This is a genomic window from Corynebacterium sp. MSK006, assembly GCF_030232385.1.
GTDB lineage: Bacteria > Actinomycetota > Actinomycetes > Mycobacteriales > Mycobacteriaceae > Corynebacterium > Corynebacterium frankenforstense_A.
The window spans coordinates 89,751-108,851 of record NZ_JASPJZ010000006.1; the positions used below are offsets into that span (position 1 = coordinate 89,751).

Annotated in this window: 17 protein-coding genes; 9 read left to right on the forward strand and 8 right to left on the reverse strand. The window is 72.2% G+C overall.

Features of this window, described 5'->3' with window-relative positions; translation table 11 throughout:
- Positions 1 to 160: 160 nt before the first annotated feature.
- Together QQA02_RS05375 and glf are read right to left on the reverse strand one after the other, a co-directional pair.
- Complete coding sequence (locus QQA02_RS05375; RefSeq protein ID WP_075664660.1) at positions 161 to 406, reverse strand: three-helix bundle dimerization domain-containing protein; 246 nt, start codon at positions 404 to 406, stop codon at positions 161 to 163.
- Positions 407 to 844: 438 nt separating this feature from the next.
- A complete protein-coding gene (glf, locus tag QQA02_RS05380) occupies positions 845 to 2,041 on the reverse strand; it encodes a UDP-galactopyranose mutase (protein ID WP_284773651.1) in 1,197 nt (398 codons plus the stop codon).
- 235 nt (positions 2,042 to 2,276) lie between these two features.
- Between glf and QQA02_RS05385 the strand changes: the two genes are divergently transcribed.
- Positions 2,277 to 4,382 carry an N-acetylmuramoyl-L-alanine amidase gene (locus tag QQA02_RS05385; RefSeq protein ID WP_284773650.1) on the forward strand — a complete coding sequence of 702 codons (2,106 nt, stop codon included), beginning with the start codon at positions 2,277 to 2,279 and terminating at the stop codon, positions 4,380 to 4,382.
- A gap of 495 nt (positions 4,383 to 4,877) precedes the next feature.
- Here the strand turns inward: QQA02_RS05385 and QQA02_RS05390 are convergent, their stop codons facing one another.
- Genes QQA02_RS05390 through serS form a run of 4 tightly spaced genes read right to left on the reverse strand, consistent with a single transcriptional unit; the run spans position 4,878 to position 9,429 of the window.
- The gene (locus QQA02_RS05390; protein ID WP_284773649.1) at positions 4,878 to 5,735 is read right to left on the reverse strand and encodes an HAD family hydrolase; all 858 of its coding nucleotides are present in this window, start codon (positions 5,733 to 5,735) and stop codon (positions 4,878 to 4,880) included.
- 33 nt (positions 5,736 to 5,768) lie between these two features.
- A complete protein-coding gene (gene glpK / locus QQA02_RS05395; protein ID WP_284773648.1) occupies positions 5,769 to 7,298 on the reverse strand; it encodes a glycerol kinase GlpK in 1,530 nt (509 codons plus the stop codon).
- A 5-nt stretch (positions 7,299 to 7,303) separates the two neighbouring features.
- The gene (locus QQA02_RS05400) at positions 7,304 to 8,173 is read right to left on the reverse strand and encodes a lysophospholipid acyltransferase family protein (protein ID WP_284773647.1); all 870 of its coding nucleotides are present in this window, start codon (positions 8,171 to 8,173) and stop codon (positions 7,304 to 7,306) included.
- Positions 8,170 to 9,429, reverse strand: a complete 1,260-nt coding sequence (gene serS, locus QQA02_RS05405) for a serine--tRNA ligase (RefSeq protein ID WP_284773646.1) — start codon at positions 9,427 to 9,429, stop codon at positions 8,170 to 8,172. The genes QQA02_RS05400 and serS overlap by 4 nt, the downstream gene beginning before the upstream one ends.
- A 115-nt stretch (positions 9,430 to 9,544) precedes the next feature.
- On the opposite strand from serS, the gene QQA02_RS05410 reads away from it, so the two are divergent.
- A complete protein-coding gene (locus tag QQA02_RS05410; RefSeq protein WP_284773645.1) occupies positions 9,545 to 10,600 on the forward strand; it encodes a septum formation family protein in 1,056 nt (351 codons plus the stop codon).
- Complete coding sequence (locus QQA02_RS05415) at positions 10,597 to 10,944, forward strand: metallopeptidase family protein (protein ID WP_284773644.1); 348 nt, start codon at positions 10,597 to 10,599, stop codon at positions 10,942 to 10,944. The genes QQA02_RS05410 and QQA02_RS05415 overlap by 4 nt, the downstream gene beginning before the upstream one ends.
- A 75-nt stretch (positions 10,945 to 11,019) precedes the next feature.
- Here the strand turns inward: QQA02_RS05415 and QQA02_RS05420 are convergent, their stop codons facing one another.
- Together QQA02_RS05420 and pheA are read right to left on the reverse strand one after the other, a co-directional pair.
- Positions 11,020 to 11,688 carry a histidine phosphatase family protein gene (locus QQA02_RS05420; RefSeq protein WP_284773643.1) on the reverse strand — a complete coding sequence of 223 codons (669 nt, stop codon included), beginning with the start codon at positions 11,686 to 11,688 and terminating at the stop codon, positions 11,020 to 11,022.
- Entirely contained in the window at positions 11,685 to 12,752 is a 1,068-nt protein-coding gene (pheA, locus tag QQA02_RS05425; RefSeq protein ID WP_284773642.1) for a prephenate dehydratase, read from the reverse strand. The genes QQA02_RS05420 and pheA overlap by 4 nt, the downstream gene beginning before the upstream one ends.
- A gap of 116 nt (positions 12,753 to 12,868) precedes the next feature.
- Here pheA and QQA02_RS05430 point away from each other — a divergent pair, with 116 nt between their 5' ends.
- The 6 genes from QQA02_RS05430 (at position 12,869) to QQA02_RS05455 (ending at position 18,972) form a co-directional block, all read left to right on the forward strand.
- Positions 12,869 to 13,111 carry a sulfurtransferase TusA family protein gene (locus QQA02_RS05430; protein ID WP_284773641.1) on the forward strand — a complete coding sequence of 81 codons (243 nt, stop codon included), beginning with the start codon at positions 12,869 to 12,871 and terminating at the stop codon, positions 13,109 to 13,111.
- 3 nt (positions 13,112 to 13,114) lie between these two features.
- Positions 13,115 to 13,483, forward strand: coding sequence for a DsrE family protein (locus QQA02_RS05435; protein WP_284773640.1), 369 nt, complete (start codon positions 13,115 to 13,117; stop codon positions 13,481 to 13,483).
- A 17-nt stretch (positions 13,484 to 13,500) separates the two neighbouring features.
- Positions 13,501 to 15,144, forward strand: a complete 1,644-nt coding sequence (locus QQA02_RS05440; RefSeq protein ID WP_284773639.1) for a hypothetical protein — start codon at positions 13,501 to 13,503, stop codon at positions 15,142 to 15,144.
- A gap of 84 nt (positions 15,145 to 15,228) precedes the next feature.
- The gene (locus QQA02_RS05445; RefSeq protein WP_284773638.1) at positions 15,229 to 16,509 is read left to right on the forward strand and encodes an amidase; all 1,281 of its coding nucleotides are present in this window, start codon (positions 15,229 to 15,231) and stop codon (positions 16,507 to 16,509) included.
- A 56-nt stretch (positions 16,510 to 16,565) separates the two neighbouring features.
- The gene (locus QQA02_RS05450) at positions 16,566 to 17,378 is read left to right on the forward strand and encodes a CPBP family intramembrane glutamic endopeptidase (protein WP_284773724.1); all 813 of its coding nucleotides are present in this window, start codon (positions 16,566 to 16,568) and stop codon (positions 17,376 to 17,378) included.
- 112 nt (positions 17,379 to 17,490) lie between these two features.
- Positions 17,491 to 18,972: an LCP family protein gene (locus tag QQA02_RS05455; RefSeq protein WP_284773637.1), complete on the forward strand. Its 1,482-nt coding sequence runs from the start codon at positions 17,491 to 17,493 to the stop codon at positions 18,970 to 18,972.
- The last annotated feature ends 129 nt before the right edge of the window (positions 18,973 to 19,101 follow it).

Here is a 19,101-nt window from a genome sequence, read left to right on the forward strand (position 1 = left end):
CGGGCGGCCCTTCCGCGCGGTGTACCTCGTTAAAGGGTAGCCGTTGGCGCGGCGCGGACCGTCATCAAACACGCCGCGACCCCCGGTGCCGCGGTGAGCGGCCCGGGGGTCGGGGTCGAAGGCTTCGACTCTTGTCCGACGGGTGCCGGGGTGCTGCGGATCAGGCCGCGAGGGCCGCGCAGTCGTTCTCGACGGAGTGCAGGACGTGGACGTCGGCCATGCCGGCACGGTCAGCCAGGCGGGCGACGGCCTCGCGCTCGATGAGCACGGTCCGGAACATCGTCACCGCGTCCTTCTTGGCCTCGACGGTTTCATCCAGCACGCGGTCCACGAGCTGCGCGCCGAGGTCGTCGTCGAAGCGGGCGTGCAGGTCCTCTCGGAGGCTGTTGATGAGAGTGTTGGACATGTTGGTCACCGCTCCTTTCGTTTTGGTTAATTCTGCGGTGTTGCTTTGTTAACTTACCGTTAACCTAGCGGGTGAAGTCCAGCCGTTCAAGCGTTTCCGTCGAACTTCTCCGGAAAACTTTCGCTCCCGGCCGGTCACCCGGTGGGAACTTTTCGTTTCCTCTCCGTTAACCTGGTGTTCACTTTAGCCCAGGGCGCTAGGTTAACGCAAGGTTAACTTCGCTGGCGAGGCGCGTTCGCCCGTTTCCGCGACATATGGCTCGCGTCACATAGGCCCTGCGCACCCCGGATTTCGCCCGATGGCGGTCGCCGACAGCCCCCCGGCGCCGTCCTGACACGCCGAAAGGGGCGCGGGCCCGCGGCCCACGCCCCTTCCTTGTCCCCCGGGACAGCGCCGACGGCGCCCCGTCCCCCGGGAGGTCGCCGGAGGCGGCCTCCCCTAGTGCCCGCGCGGCTGGGCGAGCGGCTTGCCCTCCTCGAAGAAGGGCACCAGCAGGTTGTCGAACATGGTCAGCGCGCTGCCGATGGCCATGTGCATGTCGAGGTACTGGTAGGTGCCCAGGCGGCCGCCGAAGAGCACCTTGTTCTCCTCAGACTCGCGCGCGGCGTCGGCGCGGTAGGCCTCGAGCTTCTCGCGGTCCTCGGGCGTGTTGATCGGGTAGTAGGGCTCGTCGCCCTCCTCCGCGAAGCGCGAGTACTCGCGCATGATGACGGTCTTGTCCTTCGGGTAGCTGCGCGCCCGCTCCGGGTGGAAGTGGCGGAACTCGTGGATGCGCGTGAAGGGCACGTCGGCGTCGTTGTAGTTCATCACCGGGGTGCCCTGGTAGTCGCCCACCGGCTCGACCGAGGTCTCGAAGTCGAGGGTGCGCCAGCCCAGCCGGCCGTGCGCGTAGTCGAAGTAGCGGTCCAGCGGGCCGGTGTAGACCACCGGCGCGTCCGGGTTCTCCGCGCGCAGGTTCTCCGCGATCTCGAAGAAGTCGGTGTCGAGGCGGACCTCGATGAGCTCGTGGTCGGCCATCTTCTCCAGCCACGCGGTGTAGCCGTCGACGGGCAGGCCCTCGTGGGTGTCCGTGAAGTAGCGGTTGTCGAAGGTGTAGCGCACGGGCAGCCGCGAGATGATCGAGGCCGGCAGCTCGGTCGGGTCGGTCTGCCACTGCTTGGCGGTGTAGTGCTTGACGAAGGCCTCGTAGAGCGGCTTGCCGATCAAGGCGATGCCACGCTCCTCGAGGTTCCTCGCGGCCTCGGGGTCGAACCCCTCGGTCTGCTCCTTGATCAGCTCGCGGGCCTCGGTCGGCGAGTAGTAGCGGCCGAAGAACTGGTTGATCAGCCCCAGGCCCATCGGGAACTGGTAGGCGGTGCCGTCGTGCATCGCGAAGACGCGGTGCTGGTAGCCGGTGAAGTCGGTGAACTGGTTGACGTACTCCCAGACCCGCTCGTTGCTGGTGTGGAAGAGGTGCGCGCCGTACCGGTGGATCTCGATGCCGGTCTCGGGCTCCGCCTCGGAGTAGGCGTTGCCGCCGAGGTGCGGCCTGCGCTCGACGATGAGCACGCGCTTGCCCAGCTGGCTGGCCGCGCGCTCGGCGACGGTGAGTCCGAAGAGGCCGGAGCCCACGACGATCAGGTCATAGTTGCTCATGGCACCCAAGCTTATCGACGCCGCGCGCGTACCGCGCGGGGGCGACGTTTCCGTGACCTCTCACGGAAATTCATTCACAGGAGTATCAATTACCACTCTTATCAACTACTATCGTCAGCGGTTTCATATAGCCTCAGCTTTCACAGCTGTACCGGGCCGCGGCGCCGCGCGGGCCCGGAGCACCAGACCCGACCCTCTACCAGGAGCTTCCGTGCATCAACGTCGCCGACTCACCATGACGAGGCACCGCCCGACACTCGCGGTCGTCTCTTCCGCCGCCCTGCTCGCCGCCGCCGTCTTCGGCGGCAACCAGGTCCTCAACACCCAGTCCGACGGCTCCGGACCCGTCGACGTGCTCAACGTCTCCGAGTCCTTCGCCGACGGCGACAACGTCACCGTCGACGACGCCGCCATCACCGCCCAGGGCGGCGAGGGCGAGCGCACCGTCAAGGAGTTCACCCGCGACGAGGAATTCAGTATGTTCGCGCTGACCTGGGAGGGTCCGCGCGACGTCGCCGCCTACGTGCGCGCCGAGGTCGACGGTCAGTGGGGCCCCTGGCACAACCTCGAGCCGATCGGAGAGACCGCCGGCGACAAGCACGGCACCGAGCTGATCTACGTCGAGCCGACCCACAAGGTGCAGGTCTCCACCGCCGGCGTCGACCTCCTCGGCGGCGCGGCTGACGGAGCGGCTGACGCCGCTCCCGAGGGTGAGGAGAACGCTGAGCCGGAGCAGACCGCGCCCGCGCAGGACGCCGAGCCGGCCGCACCCGCGCCGGACGACGCGACGTCGGAAAGCAACGAGGGCAACCACAGCACCGGCGGCGCGGCGCCGATGCCGGTGAACTACGACAGCATCCGCCCCGTCGCCGAGACCGAGGACACCTCGGCCACCGACGCCGAGGACCTCTCGGCCGTCTTCATCGACGGCAACGCGCAGGCGGGCATCGCCCCGACCGCGGAGACCGACGGCATGCCGAGCATCGTCTCGCGCGCCGGCTGGGGCGCCAACGAGGGCAAGCGCTGCATGAGCCCGCAGATCGACGACCACGTCTCCGCGCTGACCATCCACCACACCGCGGGCTCCAACAACTACTCGCGCGCCCAGGCCGCCGCCCAGGTGCGCGGCATCTACAACTACCACGCGGTCACCCTGGGCTGGTGCGACATCGGATACAACGCGCTGGTGGACAAGTACGGCACCATCTACGAGGGCCGCTACGGCGGACTGACCAAGGCCGTCCAGGGCGCCCACGCCGGCGGGTTCAACCAGAACACCTGGGGCATCTCGATGATCGGCGACTACACCTCGACCACGCCGCCGGAGGCGACCCTCCAGGCCGTCGGCAAGCTGGCCGGCTGGCGCGCCGCCGTGGCCGGCTTCGACCCCATGGGCCGCTCCACGCACTACTCCGAGGGCACCAGCTACACGAAGTACCCCTACGGCGCCCAGGTCACGCTGCCGAACATCTTCGCCCACCGCGACGTCGGCCGGACCACCTGCCCGGGCGACGCCGGCTACGCTCAGATGGACCGCATCCGTCAGCTGGCCAAGGCGCAGTACAACGCCATCAAGGGCGGGGTGACCGGCTCGGAGCAGTCCACCGCGACGACCTCGCCGAGCACCTCGGAGTCGACCTCCACGCCGTCGACCTCGACGCAGTCGAACGGGACGACCACGACGTCGACGACCACGCAGCCGAGCACCCCGGCCACGACGACCAACAACCAGGCGTCGAACACGGGCGGCCAGCGCGGCCCGCTGGCCGGCGGTGACCGCGAGGTCACCGAGATCCTCAAGGGTCTGTCCAGCGAGAGCCGCGCCGAGCAGGTCGCCGCCGTGGGCGGTCTGGCCGCCCTGGGCATCGCAGCCGTGCTGGCCAACCCGAACGTGCGCGCCGAGATCGGCCAGCTGGGCGACGTGAAGGTCCTCAACGACATCACGCTGCGCGACGTGCCGCCGATCATCGACAAGATGGTCTCCCTCAGCGGCAACTCCGAGATCGAGGCCAAGTGGCGCGAGATCAACTCCGTCTTCGGCCCGGTGCTCGGCTCCGCGCGCTCGGGCGTGACCACCACGCCCTCGGCCACCGGCGGCGAGACCAGCTACGCGCTCTTCGACAACGGCATCATCACCTCCTCCTCGGAGGCCGGCACCCACGCGCTGTGGGGTGTCATCGCCGACGCCTGGGCCAAGCAGGGCTTCGACTCCGGTCCCCTGGGCCTGCCGACCGGTGAGCAGCGCACCGAGGGCAACGTGCAGAAGGTCGACTTCCAGAACGGCCTGATCACCTACGACCCGGCCACCGGCGCGGTCGACATCAACCTGGGCGGCAGGTAGGCCGACCCACGCTGGCCACACGGCCGGCTCGCGCGTGGCGACTCGCACGGCTCCGGGCGGAGCCCAGATACGAGCGGGCCCCGCATCCTCCGGCAGGTGGAGGGTGCGGGTCCCGTCGTCGTCCCCTGACGGGGACGTCAGTCCCGTCGCGGCGGGGACTAGCTGCTGAGCAGGGTGGACACGGCGTTGAAGATGCCGTTGACGCCGCCCTGGAAGAGGTCGACGAGGGTGTTGAAGAAGGTGAGCAGGGAATCGAACATGGGAAGGCTCCTTCGGAGTCTGTGGGGCCGCGGTGGGGACTTTTCCCCGCGCGACCCCGCGGGTAGGTTCACCCTCAATAACGTTCTGGAACCCCAGACTGTTACGCCCCCACTAATAATTTTCTCGCCCGATGCTAATTTCCCGGTCAGAGGCGGGAGCCGGGGCGCGCCGGAACCGGTACGCGTGCCGGAGGTGGCCTGCGCGCGGGGCCGCGCGCATAACCGGCTCAGCGGCTCAGTACCACCACTCGAGGACGCGGGCGACGCCGTCCTCGTCGTTGGTCACGGTGGTGAAGTCGCCGGCGTCCTTGACCTCCGGGCGGGCGTTGCCCATCGCGACGCCGAAGCCGCACCAGCGCAGCATCTCGACGTCGTTGGCCATGTCGCCGAAGGCGATGCAGCGCTCCTGGGCCACGCCGTGCATCTCGGAGAGGTCCGCCACGCCGAGGGCCTTGGTGACCCCGGGCGCGCCGACCTCGATGAGCCCCTCCTCCATCGAGAAGGTCAGCTGCGCCAGGCGCGGGTCGATCTTGTCGGCCAGCCTGGCGTACATCTCCGGGGCGGTCATCGACTCGTTGCGCAGCAGCAGCTTGACGGCCGGCTCGGCGAGCACGGTGCCCTCGGAGAGCACCGCGTAGCCCTGGGCCTCCCAGGTGTGCATGTAGTTCGGCGCAACCACGAAGAGACTCTCCTCGGGGTCGAAGGCGGACTCGCCGGAGCGCTCGCACGCCACGGCGACCTCGCCGAGCTCGCGGCGGGCGATGCCGACGACCTCGGACATCGCCTCCGGGGCGAGCTCGTGCCGGCGCAGGATGGTGTCGCTGGCGGAGTCGTAGAGCACCGCGCCGTTGGCGGTCACGCACACCGGCATCACCGGCAGCTGCTCGAGGACAGGGTAGATCCACCGGTGCGGGCGCCCGGTGGCCAGCGCGACCTCCGCGCCGGTCTCCAGCGCCCGGGTGAGCACCGCGCGCAGGCGCGCGGAGACCCGCTCTGCCGAGGTCAACAGGGTGCCGTCGACGTCGCAGGCGATGAGCCGCGGCCGCTTCTCGGGGGCCGTGGCGGGGCGGTTGAGCTGGATCGGATCGTTCATGTCAATAGTTCAGCTTAGTGGACCGCGGGCCCCTTAGTCGGCGACCCACCCGTAGGAGCGCTCGACCGCGCGGTTCCAGTCGCGGTAGAGCGATTCCATGCGCCCCCGGTCGGTCGCGGGCGACCACCGGCGACCCTCGCCGGCGAGCTTTCGGATCTCCTCGGTGTCGGACCACAGGCCCGCCCCCAGGCCCGCGGCGAAGCAGGCGCCGGCCGCCGTGGTCTCGGTGAAGCGCGGGCGCACCACGTCGACGCCGAGGAGGTCGGCCTGGAACTGCATGAGCAGGTCGTTGTCGGTCATGCCGCCGTCGACGCGCAGCTCGTCGAGGCCGCGCCCGCCGTCGGCGGCCATCGCGTCGATGACCTCCCGGACCTGGTAGGCGGTGGCCTCGAGCACGGCGCGGGCGATGTGGTGGCGGTCGGCGAAGCGGGTCAGCCCGACGATGACCCCACGGGCGTCGGCACGCCAGCGCGGGGCGAAGAGCCCGGAGAAGGCCGGCACCACGTAGACGCCGCCGTTGTCCTCGCAGCCGCGGGCGAGCTCCTCGACCTGCGGGGCGGTGCGGATCATGCCGAGCTGGTCACGCAGCCACTGCACCAGCGAGCCGCCGACGGCCACGGAGCCCTCGAGCGCGTAGTGCGGCGCCTGGCCGTCGACCTGGTAGGCGACGGTGGTCAGAAGCCCGTGTTCGCTGAACTCGGGGCGCTCGCCGGTGTTCTGCAGCAGGAACAGGCCGGTGCCGTAGGTCGTCTTCGCCTCGCCGGGGCCCAGGCAGCCCTGGCCGACCATCGCGGACTGCTGGTCGCCCAGGATCGCGGTCAGCGGCACCCCGCCCAGCGAGCCGCGGGCGCGCACGGTGCCGAAGTCGCCGACCGAGGGACGGATCTCCGGCAGCATCGCCGGCGGCACGCCGACGGCGTCGCACAGCTCCTCGTCCCACTTCAGGGTCCGGATGTCCATCAGCAGGGTGCGCGAGGCGTTGGTCACGTCGGTGGCGTGCACCGCGGGGCGGCCCTGGTCGCCGCGCGCGCCGCCGGTGATGTTCCACAGCAGCCAGGTGTCCACCGTGCCGAAGGCCAGCTCGCCGCGCATGGCGCGCTCGCGGGCGCCCTCGACGTGGTCAAGTATCCAGGCGATCTTGGGCCCGGCCGGGTAGGAGTTGATCAACAGGCCGGTGCGCGACTGCCAGCGGTCGTGGCCGACCTCGCCGGCCAGCTCGCGGCAGATGTCGGTGGTGCGGGTGTCCTGCCAGACGATCGCGTTGTAGACGGGGCGGCCGGTGCGCCGGTCCCAGACCACGGTGGTCTCGCGCTGGTTGGAGATGCCCAGGGCGACGACGTCCTCGCGAGCGACGTCGGCCTCGGCCAGGGCCTTGGCCATCGCGCGGCGGGTGTTTCGCCACAGCTCCATCGGGTCGTGCTCGACCCAGCCCTGGCGCGGCAGGATCTGGCGGTGCTCGTACTGGCCGACGCCGACCTCCCGGCCGGACTCGTCGACGATCACCGCGCGGGTGGAGGTGGTGCCCTGGTCGAGGGCGGCGACGTAGCGCCGGCGGCCGGTCATGGCGGCTAGTTCCCCTTCTTCTTCGCCTTGGCCTCCTTGCGGGCCTTGCGCTCGGCGCGCTCGCGCCGGTCGATCTCGAGGGCCTGCTCCGGCGTGGGCGCCGAGCCGCCGAGGGAGACCGGCAGCCACGGCGCGCCGTCCTCGAAGGGGCCGTAGTCCGCCTCGTAGTCGGCGCGCGCGGCGTCGAGAAGCTCACTCATCTTCTGCCGCAGCCGGGCGGTGGCCTCCTCGGGGTCGCCGGTGGGGTCCATCGGTTCGCCGACGCGGATGACCACGGGGATGCGGCTGCGGCCCAGGTTCTTCGGCAGGTCCTTGGTCCAGATGCGCTGGCCGCCCCAGGTCACCATCGGCACCACGGGCACCCCGGCGGCGGCGGCGATGCGCACCGCGCCGGTCTTGAACTCCTTGAGCTCGAAGGAGCGCGAGATCGTCGCCTCCGGGTAGATGCCCACCAGCTCGCCGGCCTTGAGGTGCTCGACGGCTGCCTCGATGGAGCCGTGGCCGGCGGAGCGGTCGACGCTGACGTGGTGCATGGCGCGCATCAGCGCGCCGACCACCGGGACGTCGAAAATCTCCTTCTTGGCCATGAAGCGCGTCAGGCGCTTGCCGCGCAGGTGCGCCGGGACCTGGCCGAGGATGAAGTCGTAGTAGTTGGTGTGGTTGGACGCCAGGAGGGCGCCGCCTTCGGCGGGCACGTTCTCCGAGCCGGTCACGCTGATCTGCAGGCCCTGCGCGCGCAGCACCGTCTTGATGATCCGGATGATGATCCGGTTGTAGACCAGCTCGCGCGACTCGGGGTGCGCGGGCACCTTCTCGGTGCCCACGGGCACGAGGAACGGCCCGCGGTTCTCGAATCCCTCCCGGCGCGCGCTCATGCCTTCGGCTCCAGGACGTCCTTGCCCACGAAGCGGCGCAGGGCCTCGGGCACGACCACGGAACCGTCGGCGCACTGGTGGTTCTCCAGCAGGGCGACCAGCCAGCGGGTGGTGGCCAGGGTGCCGTTGAGGGTGGCGGCGGTCTGCGGCTTGCCGTTCTCGTCGCGGTAGCGGATGTCGAGGCGGCGGGCCTGGAAGGTCGTGCAGTTCGAGGTCGAGGTCAGCTCGCGGTAGGTCTGCTGGGTGGGCACCCAGGCCTCGGTGTCGAACTTGCGGGCCGCGGACTGGCCCAGATCCCCGCCGGCGGTGTCGATGATGCGGTAGGGCACCTCGATCTCGGCGAGCATCTCGCGCTCCATGTCCAAGAGCGCCTGGTGCTGCTCGACGGCCTCCTCCGGGCGGCAGTAGACGAACATCTCCAGCTTGTTGAACTGGTGCACGCGCAGGATGCCGCGGGTGTCCTTGCCGTAGGAGCCGGCCTCGCGGCGGAAGCAGGTCGACCAGCCGGCGTAGCGGCGCGGGCCGTCGGAGAGGTCGATGATCTCGTCGGAGTGGTAGCCGGCCAGGGCGACCTCGGAGGTGCCCACCAGGTACTGCTCGTCGCGCTCGAGGTAGTAGATCTCGTCGGAGTGCTCGCCGAGGAAGCCGGTGCCGCTCATGATCTCGGGGTTGACCAGCACCGGCGGGATGACCAGCTCGAAGCCGCGGGCGCGGGCCTTCTCGGCGGCCAGCATCATCAGGCCCAGCTCGAGGAAGGCGCCGTCGCCGACGAGGTAGTAGAAGCGCGAGCCGGAGACCTTGGTGCCGCGCTTCATGTCGATGATGCCCAGGCCCTCGCCGAGGTCCAGGTGGTCCTTCGGCTCGAAGTCGAACTCGGTGGGGGTGCCCACGTGCTCGAGGACCACGAAGTCCTCCTCGCCGCCGGCGGGCGCGCCCTCGACGACGTTGGAGATCTTCATCTGCAGCTCGACCACGCGTGCCTCGGCGGTCTTCTGCTCCTCCTCGGCCGCGCGCACGCGGGCCTTGAGGTCTTCGGCGCCCTCGAGGAGCTTCGGGCGATCGGCCGGGTCGGCCTGGCCGATCTTCCGGCCGAAGGCCTTCTGCTCCTGGCGCAGCTCGTCGGCGGAGCGGATGGCCGCTCGGCGGGCCTCGTCGGCCTCGAAAAGCGCGTCGACGAGCTGGGGGTCCTCGCCGCGCGTGACCTGGGAGGCGCGCACGACGTCGGGGTTGTCGCGGAGGAGCTTGAGATCAATCATGGCGCTGATCTTACCGGGCGGGCCCGCGCGCAGGGCCGGGACCGGCGCGCGGGCCGCCGGCGCCCCGGCGCGTGGACTGTTCTTCCCCCGCCGCAGGTGGCACACTGGGGGCGTTATGAATTCGAGATCAAGGTGGCGCTCGGCGACCTCCGTGCGCACGGCCCTGCTGGCCGCTCTGGCCTCGACGGTCTTCGTCGGCGCCTACACGCTGGTGTCCCAGGACGCCGACCCGCAGGCCGGCCCGGCGCAGTCGCACGGCGGCTCGACGGACGCGGTCTCCTTCACCACCGCGGACGCCGGGTCCTGCCTGAACTGGTCGACGGCGGCGGACGGCACGCCCACCGGCTTCGAGCAGACGGACTGCGACCAGGAGCACCGCTTCGAGGTCTCGGCGCGCGAGGACCTGGGCACCTACCCGTCCTCCGAGTTCGGCGACGAGGCCGAGCGCCCTGACGTCACCCGCCAGGCGCAGCTGCGCGAGGAGCTGTGCCGCGCGGTCACGCTGCGCTACCTCGACGGCCGCCTCGACCCCTCGGGCCGCTACTCGGTGGCCTCGATCCTGCCGCCGGCAGCCGACTGGGAGGCCGGGGACCGCACTCTCTTGTGCGGCCTGCAGTCCACCGACGACTCGGGCACCCCGGTGGCCACCCACGGCAACGTCGCCAAGGTCGACCAGGCCCGGGTGACCCAGCCGGGCGAGTGCGTGGCCGTCGACGAGGTCAACGCGCTGCACAAGGTCGACTGCGGGGCGGACCACCAGCTGGAGACCACCCTGATCGTCGACCTCGCGCCGGTTTTCCCGCAGGGCACCCCGAGCGTCGAGGAGCAGGACGAGCACCTCAAGGAGGTGTGCACCCAGGCGGCGATGGACTACCTCGGCGGCGAGGAGCAGCTCTACCGCTCGACGCTGCAGCCGTTCTGGCCCTCACTGTCGGCGCAGTCCTGGGAGGGCGGTTCCCGCTCGGTCAACTGCGCGCTGGTCAGCGCCGGTGAACGGGGCTTCAACACGCTGGCCGGTTCCGCCAAGGGCGAGTTCACCGTCAACGGCGAGGTCCCGCCCCCGCCGCCGGAGCGCCGCCCGCTGCGCAGCGAGTCCGAGTCGGCCTCGGCATCGGCGACGCCCACCGCCTCGCCCGCCGCGTCGGAGAGCGCCCCCGCCCCGGCGCCATGATCCGCGTCTCCGAGGAGCGCTTCGAGGAGATGATCGACGACGCGCTCGACACCATCCCCGAGGAGTTCGCCCGCCGCATGGTCAACGTCGTGGTGCTCGTGCGCGACCGCAACGAGGAGGAGCCCACGCTTCTGGGCCAGTACGTCGGCGTGGCGCTGACCGAGCGCACCTTCGACCACACCGGCTACCTGCCGGACGCGATCTTCGTCTACAAGGAGGCCCTCGAGGACTTCTGCGCCGACGAGGAGGAGCTCGCCGACGAGGTGCGCGTGACCGTCCTGCACGAGGTCGGCCACCACTTCGGCATGAGCGAGCACCAGCTGCACGAGCTGGGCTGGGGCTGAGTCGATTTCCGACGCCCCGGTGGTCGCCGTCGGCGCCCGCTGCGCGGACGCCGCTGCGGGCGGGCTTCCGGGCGCTTAAGCGCCGACGTCGCGCTCGGCGACGTCCCAGCGCACCATGTCCCACTGCCCGAAGGGGCGGCCGTCCGGCTCGAGGACGATGAAGCCGGTGTTGGGCAGCCGCGACTCGAAGGCCCAGTCGGCGTCGACGCCGGCGGCGTGGGCGGCCATCACCCGGCTGGCCCCGCCGTGGGAGACCATCGCGATGTCGCGCTCGGCGCCCTCCAGCTCGACGGCGATGGACTCGAGCACCGGGCGGGCGCGCCCCAGCACCGCGGCGGTGTCCTCGCCGTTGGGGAAGGCGGCCGCGGCGTCGTCGGCGAGCATGCGGTGCAGCACGGCCAGGTAGGAGGCGATGTTCTCAGAGCCTGCGATGCGCTCCATGTCGCCGGCGTAGATCTCCTGGACCCCCTGGCGCACGTCGAGGCGCAGCGTGCCGGGCTCGAGCCCGCGGGCCTCTTCGAAGGCGGCGCCGGCGAGCACCGCGGTCTGCTGGGCGCGCAGCGCGACCGAGCAGTACATGCGGGCCAGGCGCGCACCGCAGAAGGCGGCCAGTTCGCGGCCCGCGGCGGCGGCCTGGGTGCGGCCCAGTTCGCTGAGCTCGGCTCCCGGGGGCCGGGTGTCGATCACGCGGTGGATGTTCGAGGCGGTCTGGCCGTGGCGGACCAGGATGATGCGTCCGGTCATTTCTTCTCCTCGTCGGTGGCGTCGGTCGCGGCGTCGTCGGTCGCGGCGTCGTCGGTCGCAGCGTCGTCGGTCGCAGCGTCGGAGGGCGCGCCGCCGGCGGTGGTGTCGGTGACCGCCTCGCCGGCGCGCAGCGCGTCGACCCAGCGGGTGGCCGCGGCGATGCGCCCCAGGTCGGGCCCGCCGGCGGCGGCCTCGCGGCCGGGGTCGGTGCGGTCGGGCCAGGAGCCCAGGAAGGCGATGTGCTCGGCGCGCAGCCACAGCGCGCGCAGGGCCTCGCCGACCGGGGCGTCGTCGATGTGGCCGGCCATGTCGGCGTAAAAGACGTAGGTGCCCATCAGCTCGCGGGTGGGCCGCGAGGCGATGCGGGTCAGGTTCACGCCGCGCTGGGCGAACTCGCCGAGCGCGCCGACGAGCGTGCCCGGGGTGTTGGGCAGTCGGAAGGCCACCGAGGTGCGGTCGCGCCCGGTGCGCGCCGGCGGGCGGCCGGGCGGGCCGACGAGCACGAAGCGGGTGCTGGCTCCCTTGACGTCGGCGATGCCCTCGGCCAGGCGGTCCAGGCCGAAGAGGTCGGCGGCGCGGGCGGGCGCGGCGGCGGCGTCGACCTCGCCCTCGGCGACCATGCGCGCGGCCGCCCCGTTGGAGGCGCCGGGCACGAACTCCACGCCGGGGGCGTGGGCGGCCAGCCAGCCGCGCACCTGCTGGTAGCCGACCGGGTGGCTGGCCAGGCGGCGCACGTCGGCCAGCGCGGTGCCGGGCCGGGCCATGACGGTGAAGGCGATGTCGAGGTCGAGCTCGTCGTAGATCTGGACCTCGCCGGCGGCCAGGGCGTCGAAGGCCTGGGTGACCGGCCCGTCGACGGAGTTCTCGATGGCGATCACGCCGAAGGCGGCCCGCCCGGCGCGCACGGCGTCGAGGACCTCGGTCGGCGAGCCCAGCGGCAGGGTCTCGGGGGCGGTGTCCGCGGCCCCGGCGGTGCCGGGGAAGGCCCCGCGGGCGGCGAACTTCAGCACGGCGGCCTCGGTGAACGTGCCGGCCGGGCCGAGGTAGGCGACGGTGGACTGCATGTACGCCAGCATATCGCCCGGGGCCACCCCGTTAAGGAGCCTGCACGCCGGGCGAAACCGCGGAAACGCCCGTAGCCTGGGGACCGGACGCCGCGACGCGTCCACGAGGAGGACACGTGCAACCCGATGCCGAGGTGAAACCGGACGTCTACTGGGACGTCGGCGACCTCTCCTGCGGCCAACTGCTGGTCAAACTGAAGCTCGCCTTCCGCGACGAGTTCGCCCCCGGTGAGGTGCTGCACCTGACCGCCACCGGCGAGGGCATCTTCATCGACGTGACCGCCTGGTGCGGGCTGACGGGGAACACGCTGGTGTACTCCGACCCGCCGACCTTCATCATCCGGAAGAAAGAGGACTAAACCATGACCGCCACCGGCAAGTTCTGCGTCTCGATCACCCACGCCAAGGACGACACCGACAAGGCCACCGTCGGCTTCGTCGTCGCCAACGCCGCCGTCGGCTCCGACCAGGACACGATGGTCTTCCTGTCCACCGAGGGCGCCCGCCTGGCCGTCGCCGGCTACGCCGACGACATCCACGAGGAGGGCTTCGCCCCGATCAAGGAGCTCATCGACAACTTCGTCGCCGCCGGCGGCAAGCTCTACGTCTGCGCGCCCTGCATCAAGAAGCGCGGCTTCACCCAGGACGACCTGATCGAGGGCGCCACCGTGGTCGGCGGCGCCAAGCTGGTCGAGTTCCTGGCCGACGGCACCCCGTCGGTCAGCTACTAGTCCGCGGACGGCGCGCCATGGCCGAGTCCGTCCACCCCTACACCCCCGACGCCGGATTCAACGGCGGCGACCTCGACTGCGGCAACGGGCTGCTGCTGATGATCCGTCAGCACATCGACCCGCTCGAACCCGGTCAGCTGCTCGAGATCGTCTCGTATGAGTCCACCGTCGAGGTCGACCTACCCTCCTGGTGCAACCTGACCCACAACGACCTGGTCAACGTCCACTCCGACGTCGACTCAGAGGGGCGCAGGCGCTGGAGCTTCCTCGTCTGCAAGGGCGCGTTCACCCCGCCCGAGACTGCCGACGCCGCGCCTGCCGCGGCGTCGGAGGGCGCCGCGCCGTCGGCGCCCGACGGCGCAGCCGGGTTCTCGTTCCCGGACGCGTCGGCCACCGCGGGCGTCGGAAAGCGAAAGCGCAAGCGCAAGAAGGTGCAGATGGAGATCACCCAGCCGGTGGTCGAGCCCTTCATCCCGGAGACGCTTCCCGAGCCCGCACCGGCGCCGGCCGTCGAGCCGTTGTCGGTGGTCACGCAGGGTTCCTGGCCGCGGCCGCGGTGGCTGCTCTCCGCGCTGCACCAGCACCTCGAGGGCAGGCTGACCGACGAGGAGTTCGCCGAGACCGCCGACGACGCGGTGCGCCTGGTGCTCGCCGCGCAGGAGCGCGCGGGCGTGGACGTGGTCACCGACGGCGAGCAGCGCCGCGACAACTACTCCAGCTTCGTCGCCGGGCTGCTGCAGAACACGCAGCTGATCCCGGTGACGGACCTGCTGCCCTACGTCGACGACCCGGAGGAGTTCGGCCGGGAGCTGCGCGCGCTCGACGTGCCGGCCGACGAGGTTCGCCACCCGGCGGTCTTCGGGCCGCTGGGGCGCGACCGCCCGCTGGCCGCCCACGAGGTCGAGTTCGTGCAGTCGGTGACCGACACCCCGGTCAAGGCGTGCCTGCCGGGGCCGTACCTGCTCACGCGCACGATGTGGATGGAGTGCATCTCCGACCGCGCCTACGACGACCGCGAGTCCCTGGCCCGCGACGTGGTGCGCGTGCTGCGCGAGGAGATCGCGGACCTGATGGCCCGCGGCACCGCGCTGGTGCAGCTCGACGAGCCGGTGCTCACCGAGGTGCTCTACGGCACCGCCGGGGGCGGCGGGCGGACCTTCATGTGCGGCGCGCTCGGCGAACGCAAGGACTCCGGACCGGAGCTCGAGTTCGCCCGCGGCCTGCTGCGCGAGGCCACCGCCGGCTTCGACCCGCATCGGCTGTCGCTGCACGTGTGCCGCGGCAACTGGACGCCGGACGAGTCGGCGGCGCTCTCGGGCGACTTCGCCCCGCTGGTGCCGCTGTTCGCCGAGGTCAACGTGGGCAACCTGATCCTGGAGCTGTGCACGTCGCGCGCCGGTGAGCTCAGCGCGCTGCGCGGCATCCGCGACGACCAGCGCGTCGGCGTCGGCGTGGTCAACCAGAAGATCCCGGAGATCCCCGAGGTCGACGAGATCGTCTCCCGGGCGAGGGCCGCGATCGACGAGCTCGGCCGCGACCGGGTGCTGCTGACCACCGACTGCGGCTTCGCCACCTTCGCCGACAACCCGATCGTCAGCGCGAAGATCGCCGAGGGTCAGCTGGCCGCCATGGCCCGGGCCCGCGACGTGCTGCGCGGGTGACCGGCCCGGCGCCGGCCGGGTCCGCGCAGACCTGACCCGGCGCGGGGCTGAGGCGGTCCGGGGCGGACACCTATGCTTGCCCCCATGACCGCCCGCCCCTTCGCCGACCCCGGCTTCCACGGCCTGTTCACCTCCGGGACCACCGTCCCGGGGGTCGGCGCCGCCGTGCCCGGCGCCGACGCCGCGGCGGACGCCGAGCGGGCGCTGCGCGGCGTCGACAATTTCCTCTCCGCGCTCGAGGGCGTGGACCCGGCGGCGGCCGGCTTCACCCACCTCGACGCCGCGGCCGCCCGCGCGCAGGCGGAGTCGGCCCACGGCGACCTGGCCGGGCTGGTGGTGCCGGTCAAGGACCTCAACAACGTCGCCGGCATGCCCACCGGGCTGGGCTCGACGCTGCGTGTCCACCTCCCCGAGGCCGACGACCCGGTGGTGCGCATGCTGCGCCGCCGCGGCGCGGTGATCCCGGGCAAGACCACCACCTCCGAGCTGGGGCTGACCGCCTACTGCGAGCCCGTCGGCGGCGTCGCGCCGCACAACCCGCGGCTGCCCGGCTGCACGCCCGGCGGCTCCTCGGGAGGGGCCGCGGTGGCCGTGGCCCGCGGGATCGTTGAGGCCGCCCAGGGTTCCGACGGCGGCGGCTCCCTGCGCGTTCCCGCCGCCGCCTGCGGGCTCGTCGGCTTCAAGCCCGCCCACGACCGCCGCGACGGGCTGGCCGCCACCGGCTTTCTCACCCGCGACCTCGCGCTGACCGCCCGGCTGCACGGGCTGGAGCCCGCCGTCGGCCGGGTGCGCGTGGGGCTTTTGACCGAGCCGCTGTTCGCGCCGCACGCCGACGTGGACACCCGCTGGGAGCGCGGCACGCGCCTGGCCGCCGAGCGGCTGGCCGACGCCGGCCACGAGGTCGTCGAGGTCTCCCGCCCCGAGGACACCGACGAGGTCTTCGGTGTCTTCCGCGTGCTGCTGCTCTCCGGGGCCGCGCAGGCGACGGGCCCGGCCAGCCCCGTGGTCGCCGACCTGCACCACCGCGGACTCGCGCTGACCGACGCGCAGGTCACCGGCGCGGTGGCCCGGCGCGCGCGCATCGCCGGGCTCTACCGGCACGCCTGGGGCGTCGACGCCCTGCTCACCCCGACGCTGGCCTACGACCCGCCGGCGCTCGGCGCCTTCTCCCGGCTCGCCCCGGCCGACGACTTCGACGCCCAGACCGCCTGGACGCCGTGGGGCTCACTGTTCAACCTCACCGGCGGGGCGGCCGTCTCCGTGCCCGTCGACGCCGCCCGGCCGCTGCCCGCCTCGGTGCAGATCGGCTCGTTCACGCTTTCCGACGCCGCGGTGCTCGCCCTCGCCGCACAGGTGACGCCGTGAGCGCGGCGGGCGGCGTGGGCCCGCCTGCGGGCGCGGCGGGCTCCGCCGCCGGCGCCGTGGGGCGCCGGGTGCTGGTGCGCGAGCTGCTCATCGTGCTGACGGTGACCTTCGGCGCCTCGGCGGTGCGCGCGGTGCTGCGCCTGGTCGACGCCCTGCTCAAGCCGGAGGCGCTCAACGAGCAGTCCACCACGCTCTACTCCCCGCAGGCGCGTATCCCCTGGCTGGATCTCGGCCTGCAGCTGACCTCGGCGACGGTGCTGCTGGCCTGGGGCGCGCTCGCGCTCCACCTGCTGGCCGTGGTGCCGGGCCCGGCGCGCGCGGGCGGTGAGGCAAGGCCGGCGGGGCCGGGACCTGCGCCGGACGCCGGGCCGGTGCGCCGCGGCGTCGCCCGCGGTGACCTGCTGCACGGGGCGGGCCTGGCCGCGCTGATCGGGCTGCCGGGGCTGGTCTTCTACGTCGCGGCGGTCCACCTCGGCCTGTCTAAGGTCGTCGTGCCCACCGCCATGGACGTGCCGTGGCTGGAGGCCCCTGTACTCCTGGTCTGGTCGGCGGCCAACGCCTTCGGGGAAGAGGCCGTGGTGGTCGTCTGGCTGGTCACCCGGCTGCGCCACCTGGGTCTGCGCCCCGGCGGGGCGATCGCGGCCTCCGCGGTGCTGCGCGGGCTCTACCACCTCTACCAGGGGGTTTCGGCGGGCCTCGGCAACCTGGTCATGGGTGTGCTCTTCGCCTGGTACTTCCACCGCACCGGCCGGCGGTGGCCGCTGGTCATCGCCCACTTCCTCATCGACGCGGTGGCCTTCGTCGGCTACGCGCTGCTCGCCCGGGCCGGCTGGCTGGGCTTCCTGGGTATTCCCTCAGGCCTCGGATAGCCCCACCCGCGGGGCCCCCGAGGCTGCGAGCGGCCTGCGGGGCAGCAGGAAAAGCGCTGCCCGCGACGCGGTTGTGGCGGGCCGGCCCTCCCCCGGGCGATATTGTGTCCCCATGGATCAACGGGGTACAGGAGATTCCGGCTGGCGGCGCGGCGAGGAGCCGAGCCGCCACGGCGGGCGTCACCGCAGCAACAGCGACCCGGACGCCGACCTGGGCGACGTCGTCTACGGCCAGGACGGGCGCGTGCTGCGCGACCGCTTCGGCCGACCCGTGCGCCGCCGCCCCGCCGCCGAACGCCGTGACCGCCCCGAGCGCCCCGATCGCTCCCGCGACACCCGCAAGGACCGCGAGCGGGAGCTGCGCGAGCGCGAGGCCCGGGCACGCCACGAGCAGCCCCGCGCCTTCGGCCGCCGCGACGACGTCAATCTGCGCAGCCGCGGCTACCGCCGCCCCGACGAGCGCACCCCGCGCGACCCGGACCGGCCGCGCCAGTACATCCCCACCCCCGAGGAACAGGCCCGCCGCGAGCGGGAGGACCGCTACGCCCGCCGCCAGGCCGACGCCTACCGCGCGCGGGAGCGCGCCGCCTACCGCGAGGTCGAGCCGGGCCCCGACCGGCCGCGCCCCCGGCGCCGACGTCCCGGGTACGCAGACGCGCAACCGAAGCGACGTCGTCAATTCCGGATGCCCCGCATGCCGCGCGTCGGCTGCGGCGGCTGCCTGGGCCGCATCCTGGCCGTGGTGCTCGTCCTCGCCGTGGTCACCACACTGTGGGCCGACACGCGTCTCAACCGCGTCGAGGCCAAGCCCGAGCAGCGCGTGGCCAACACGGCGGGCACGAACTGGCTGCTCGTCGGATCGGACTCGCGCCAGGGGCTCTCCGAGGAGGACATCGCGCGCCTGGGCACCGGCGGCGACGTCGGCGTGGGCCGCACCGACACGGTGATGCTGCTGCACATCCCCACCACGGGCAAGGCGAAGCTGATCTCGCTGCCGCGCGACTCGTACGTCTCCGTGCCCGGCTACGGAATGGACAAGCTCAACGCCTCGTTCACCTACGGCGGCCCGCAGCTGCTGACCGAGACCGTCGAGCAGGCCACGGGCCTGCGCATCGACCACTACGCCGAGATCGGCATGGGTGGCCTGGCCAACACCGTCGACGCCGTCGGCGGGGTGACCGTCTGCCCCGAGGAACCGATCACGGACCCGCTGGCCAACCTCGACATCGCCGCCGGCTGCCAGAGGGTCGACGGCGCCACCGCTCTGGGCTACGTGCGCACCCGCGCCACGGCCAATGGCGACCTGGACCGCGTGGCCCGCCAGCGCGAGTTCTTCGCCGCGCTGCTGGACAAGGTCACCTCGCCGGCCACGCTGATCAACCCGCTACGCTCGATCCCGATGCTCAACCGGGTCACCGGCTCCTTCACCGTCGGCGAGGGCGACCACGTCTGGCACCTCGCGCGCGTGGCGCTGGCGATGCGCGGCGTGGAGACCGAGACCGTGCCCGTGGGCGGCTTCGCCGACTACGACGTGGGCAACGTGGTGCTCTGGGACGAGGCGGGCGCCAACGCGCTGTTCGACTCGATCAGCTAGGCGGGCGGGGGTGCCCGCGGGACCGTCGGGCCGGGTCCGCGGGAACTGTTCCCCACCCCGTTGGCCGGGGCGGCGTGCGGGCCTCTAGCTTCTTTCCATGAAAGCCACAGACGGGCTCCCCGTCAGCCC

What these genes read in the sequence shown, in the direction of transcription:
- QQA02_RS05375 (WP_075664660.1), bottom strand. Translation starts at nt 406, where the DNA reads ATGTCCAACACTCTCATCAACAGCCTCCGAGAGGACCTGCACGCCCGC.
- glf (WP_284773651.1), bottom strand. Translation starts at nt 2,041, where the DNA reads ATGAGCAACTATGACCTGATCGTCGTGGGCTCCGGCCTCTTCGGACTC.
- QQA02_RS05385 (WP_284773650.1), top strand. Translation starts at nt 2,277, where the DNA reads ATGACGAGGCACCGCCCGACACTCGCGGTCGTCTCTTCCGCCGCCCTG.
- QQA02_RS05390 (WP_284773649.1), bottom strand. Translation starts at nt 5,735, where the DNA reads ATGAACGATCCGATCCAGCTCAACCGCCCCGCCACGGCCCCCGAGAAG.
- glpK (WP_284773648.1), bottom strand. Translation starts at nt 7,298, where the DNA reads ATGACCGGCCGCCGGCGCTACGTCGCCGCCCTCGACCAGGGCACCACC.
- QQA02_RS05400 (WP_284773647.1), bottom strand. Translation starts at nt 8,173, where the DNA reads ATGAGCGCGCGCCGGGAGGGATTCGAGAACCGCGGGCCGTTCCTCGTG.
- serS (WP_284773646.1), bottom strand. Translation starts at nt 9,429, where the DNA reads ATGATTGATCTCAAGCTCCTCCGCGACAACCCCGACGTCGTGCGCGCC.
- QQA02_RS05410 (WP_284773645.1), top strand. Translation starts at nt 9,545, where the DNA reads ATGAATTCGAGATCAAGGTGGCGCTCGGCGACCTCCGTGCGCACGGCC.
- QQA02_RS05415 (WP_284773644.1), top strand. Translation starts at nt 10,597, where the DNA reads ATGATCCGCGTCTCCGAGGAGCGCTTCGAGGAGATGATCGACGACGCG.
- QQA02_RS05420 (WP_284773643.1), bottom strand. Translation starts at nt 11,688, where the DNA reads ATGACCGGACGCATCATCCTGGTCCGCCACGGCCAGACCGCCTCGAAC.
- pheA (WP_284773642.1), bottom strand. Translation starts at nt 12,752, where the DNA reads ATGCAGTCCACCGTCGCCTACCTCGGCCCGGCCGGCACGTTCACCGAG.
- QQA02_RS05435 (WP_284773640.1), top strand. Translation starts at nt 13,115, where the DNA reads ATGACCGCCACCGGCAAGTTCTGCGTCTCGATCACCCACGCCAAGGAC.
- QQA02_RS05440 (WP_284773639.1), top strand. Translation starts at nt 13,501, where the DNA reads ATGGCCGAGTCCGTCCACCCCTACACCCCCGACGCCGGATTCAACGGC.
- QQA02_RS05445 (WP_284773638.1), top strand. Translation starts at nt 15,229, where the DNA reads ATGACCGCCCGCCCCTTCGCCGACCCCGGCTTCCACGGCCTGTTCACC.
- QQA02_RS05455 (WP_284773637.1), top strand. Translation starts at nt 17,491, where the DNA reads ATGGATCAACGGGGTACAGGAGATTCCGGCTGGCGGCGCGGCGAGGAG.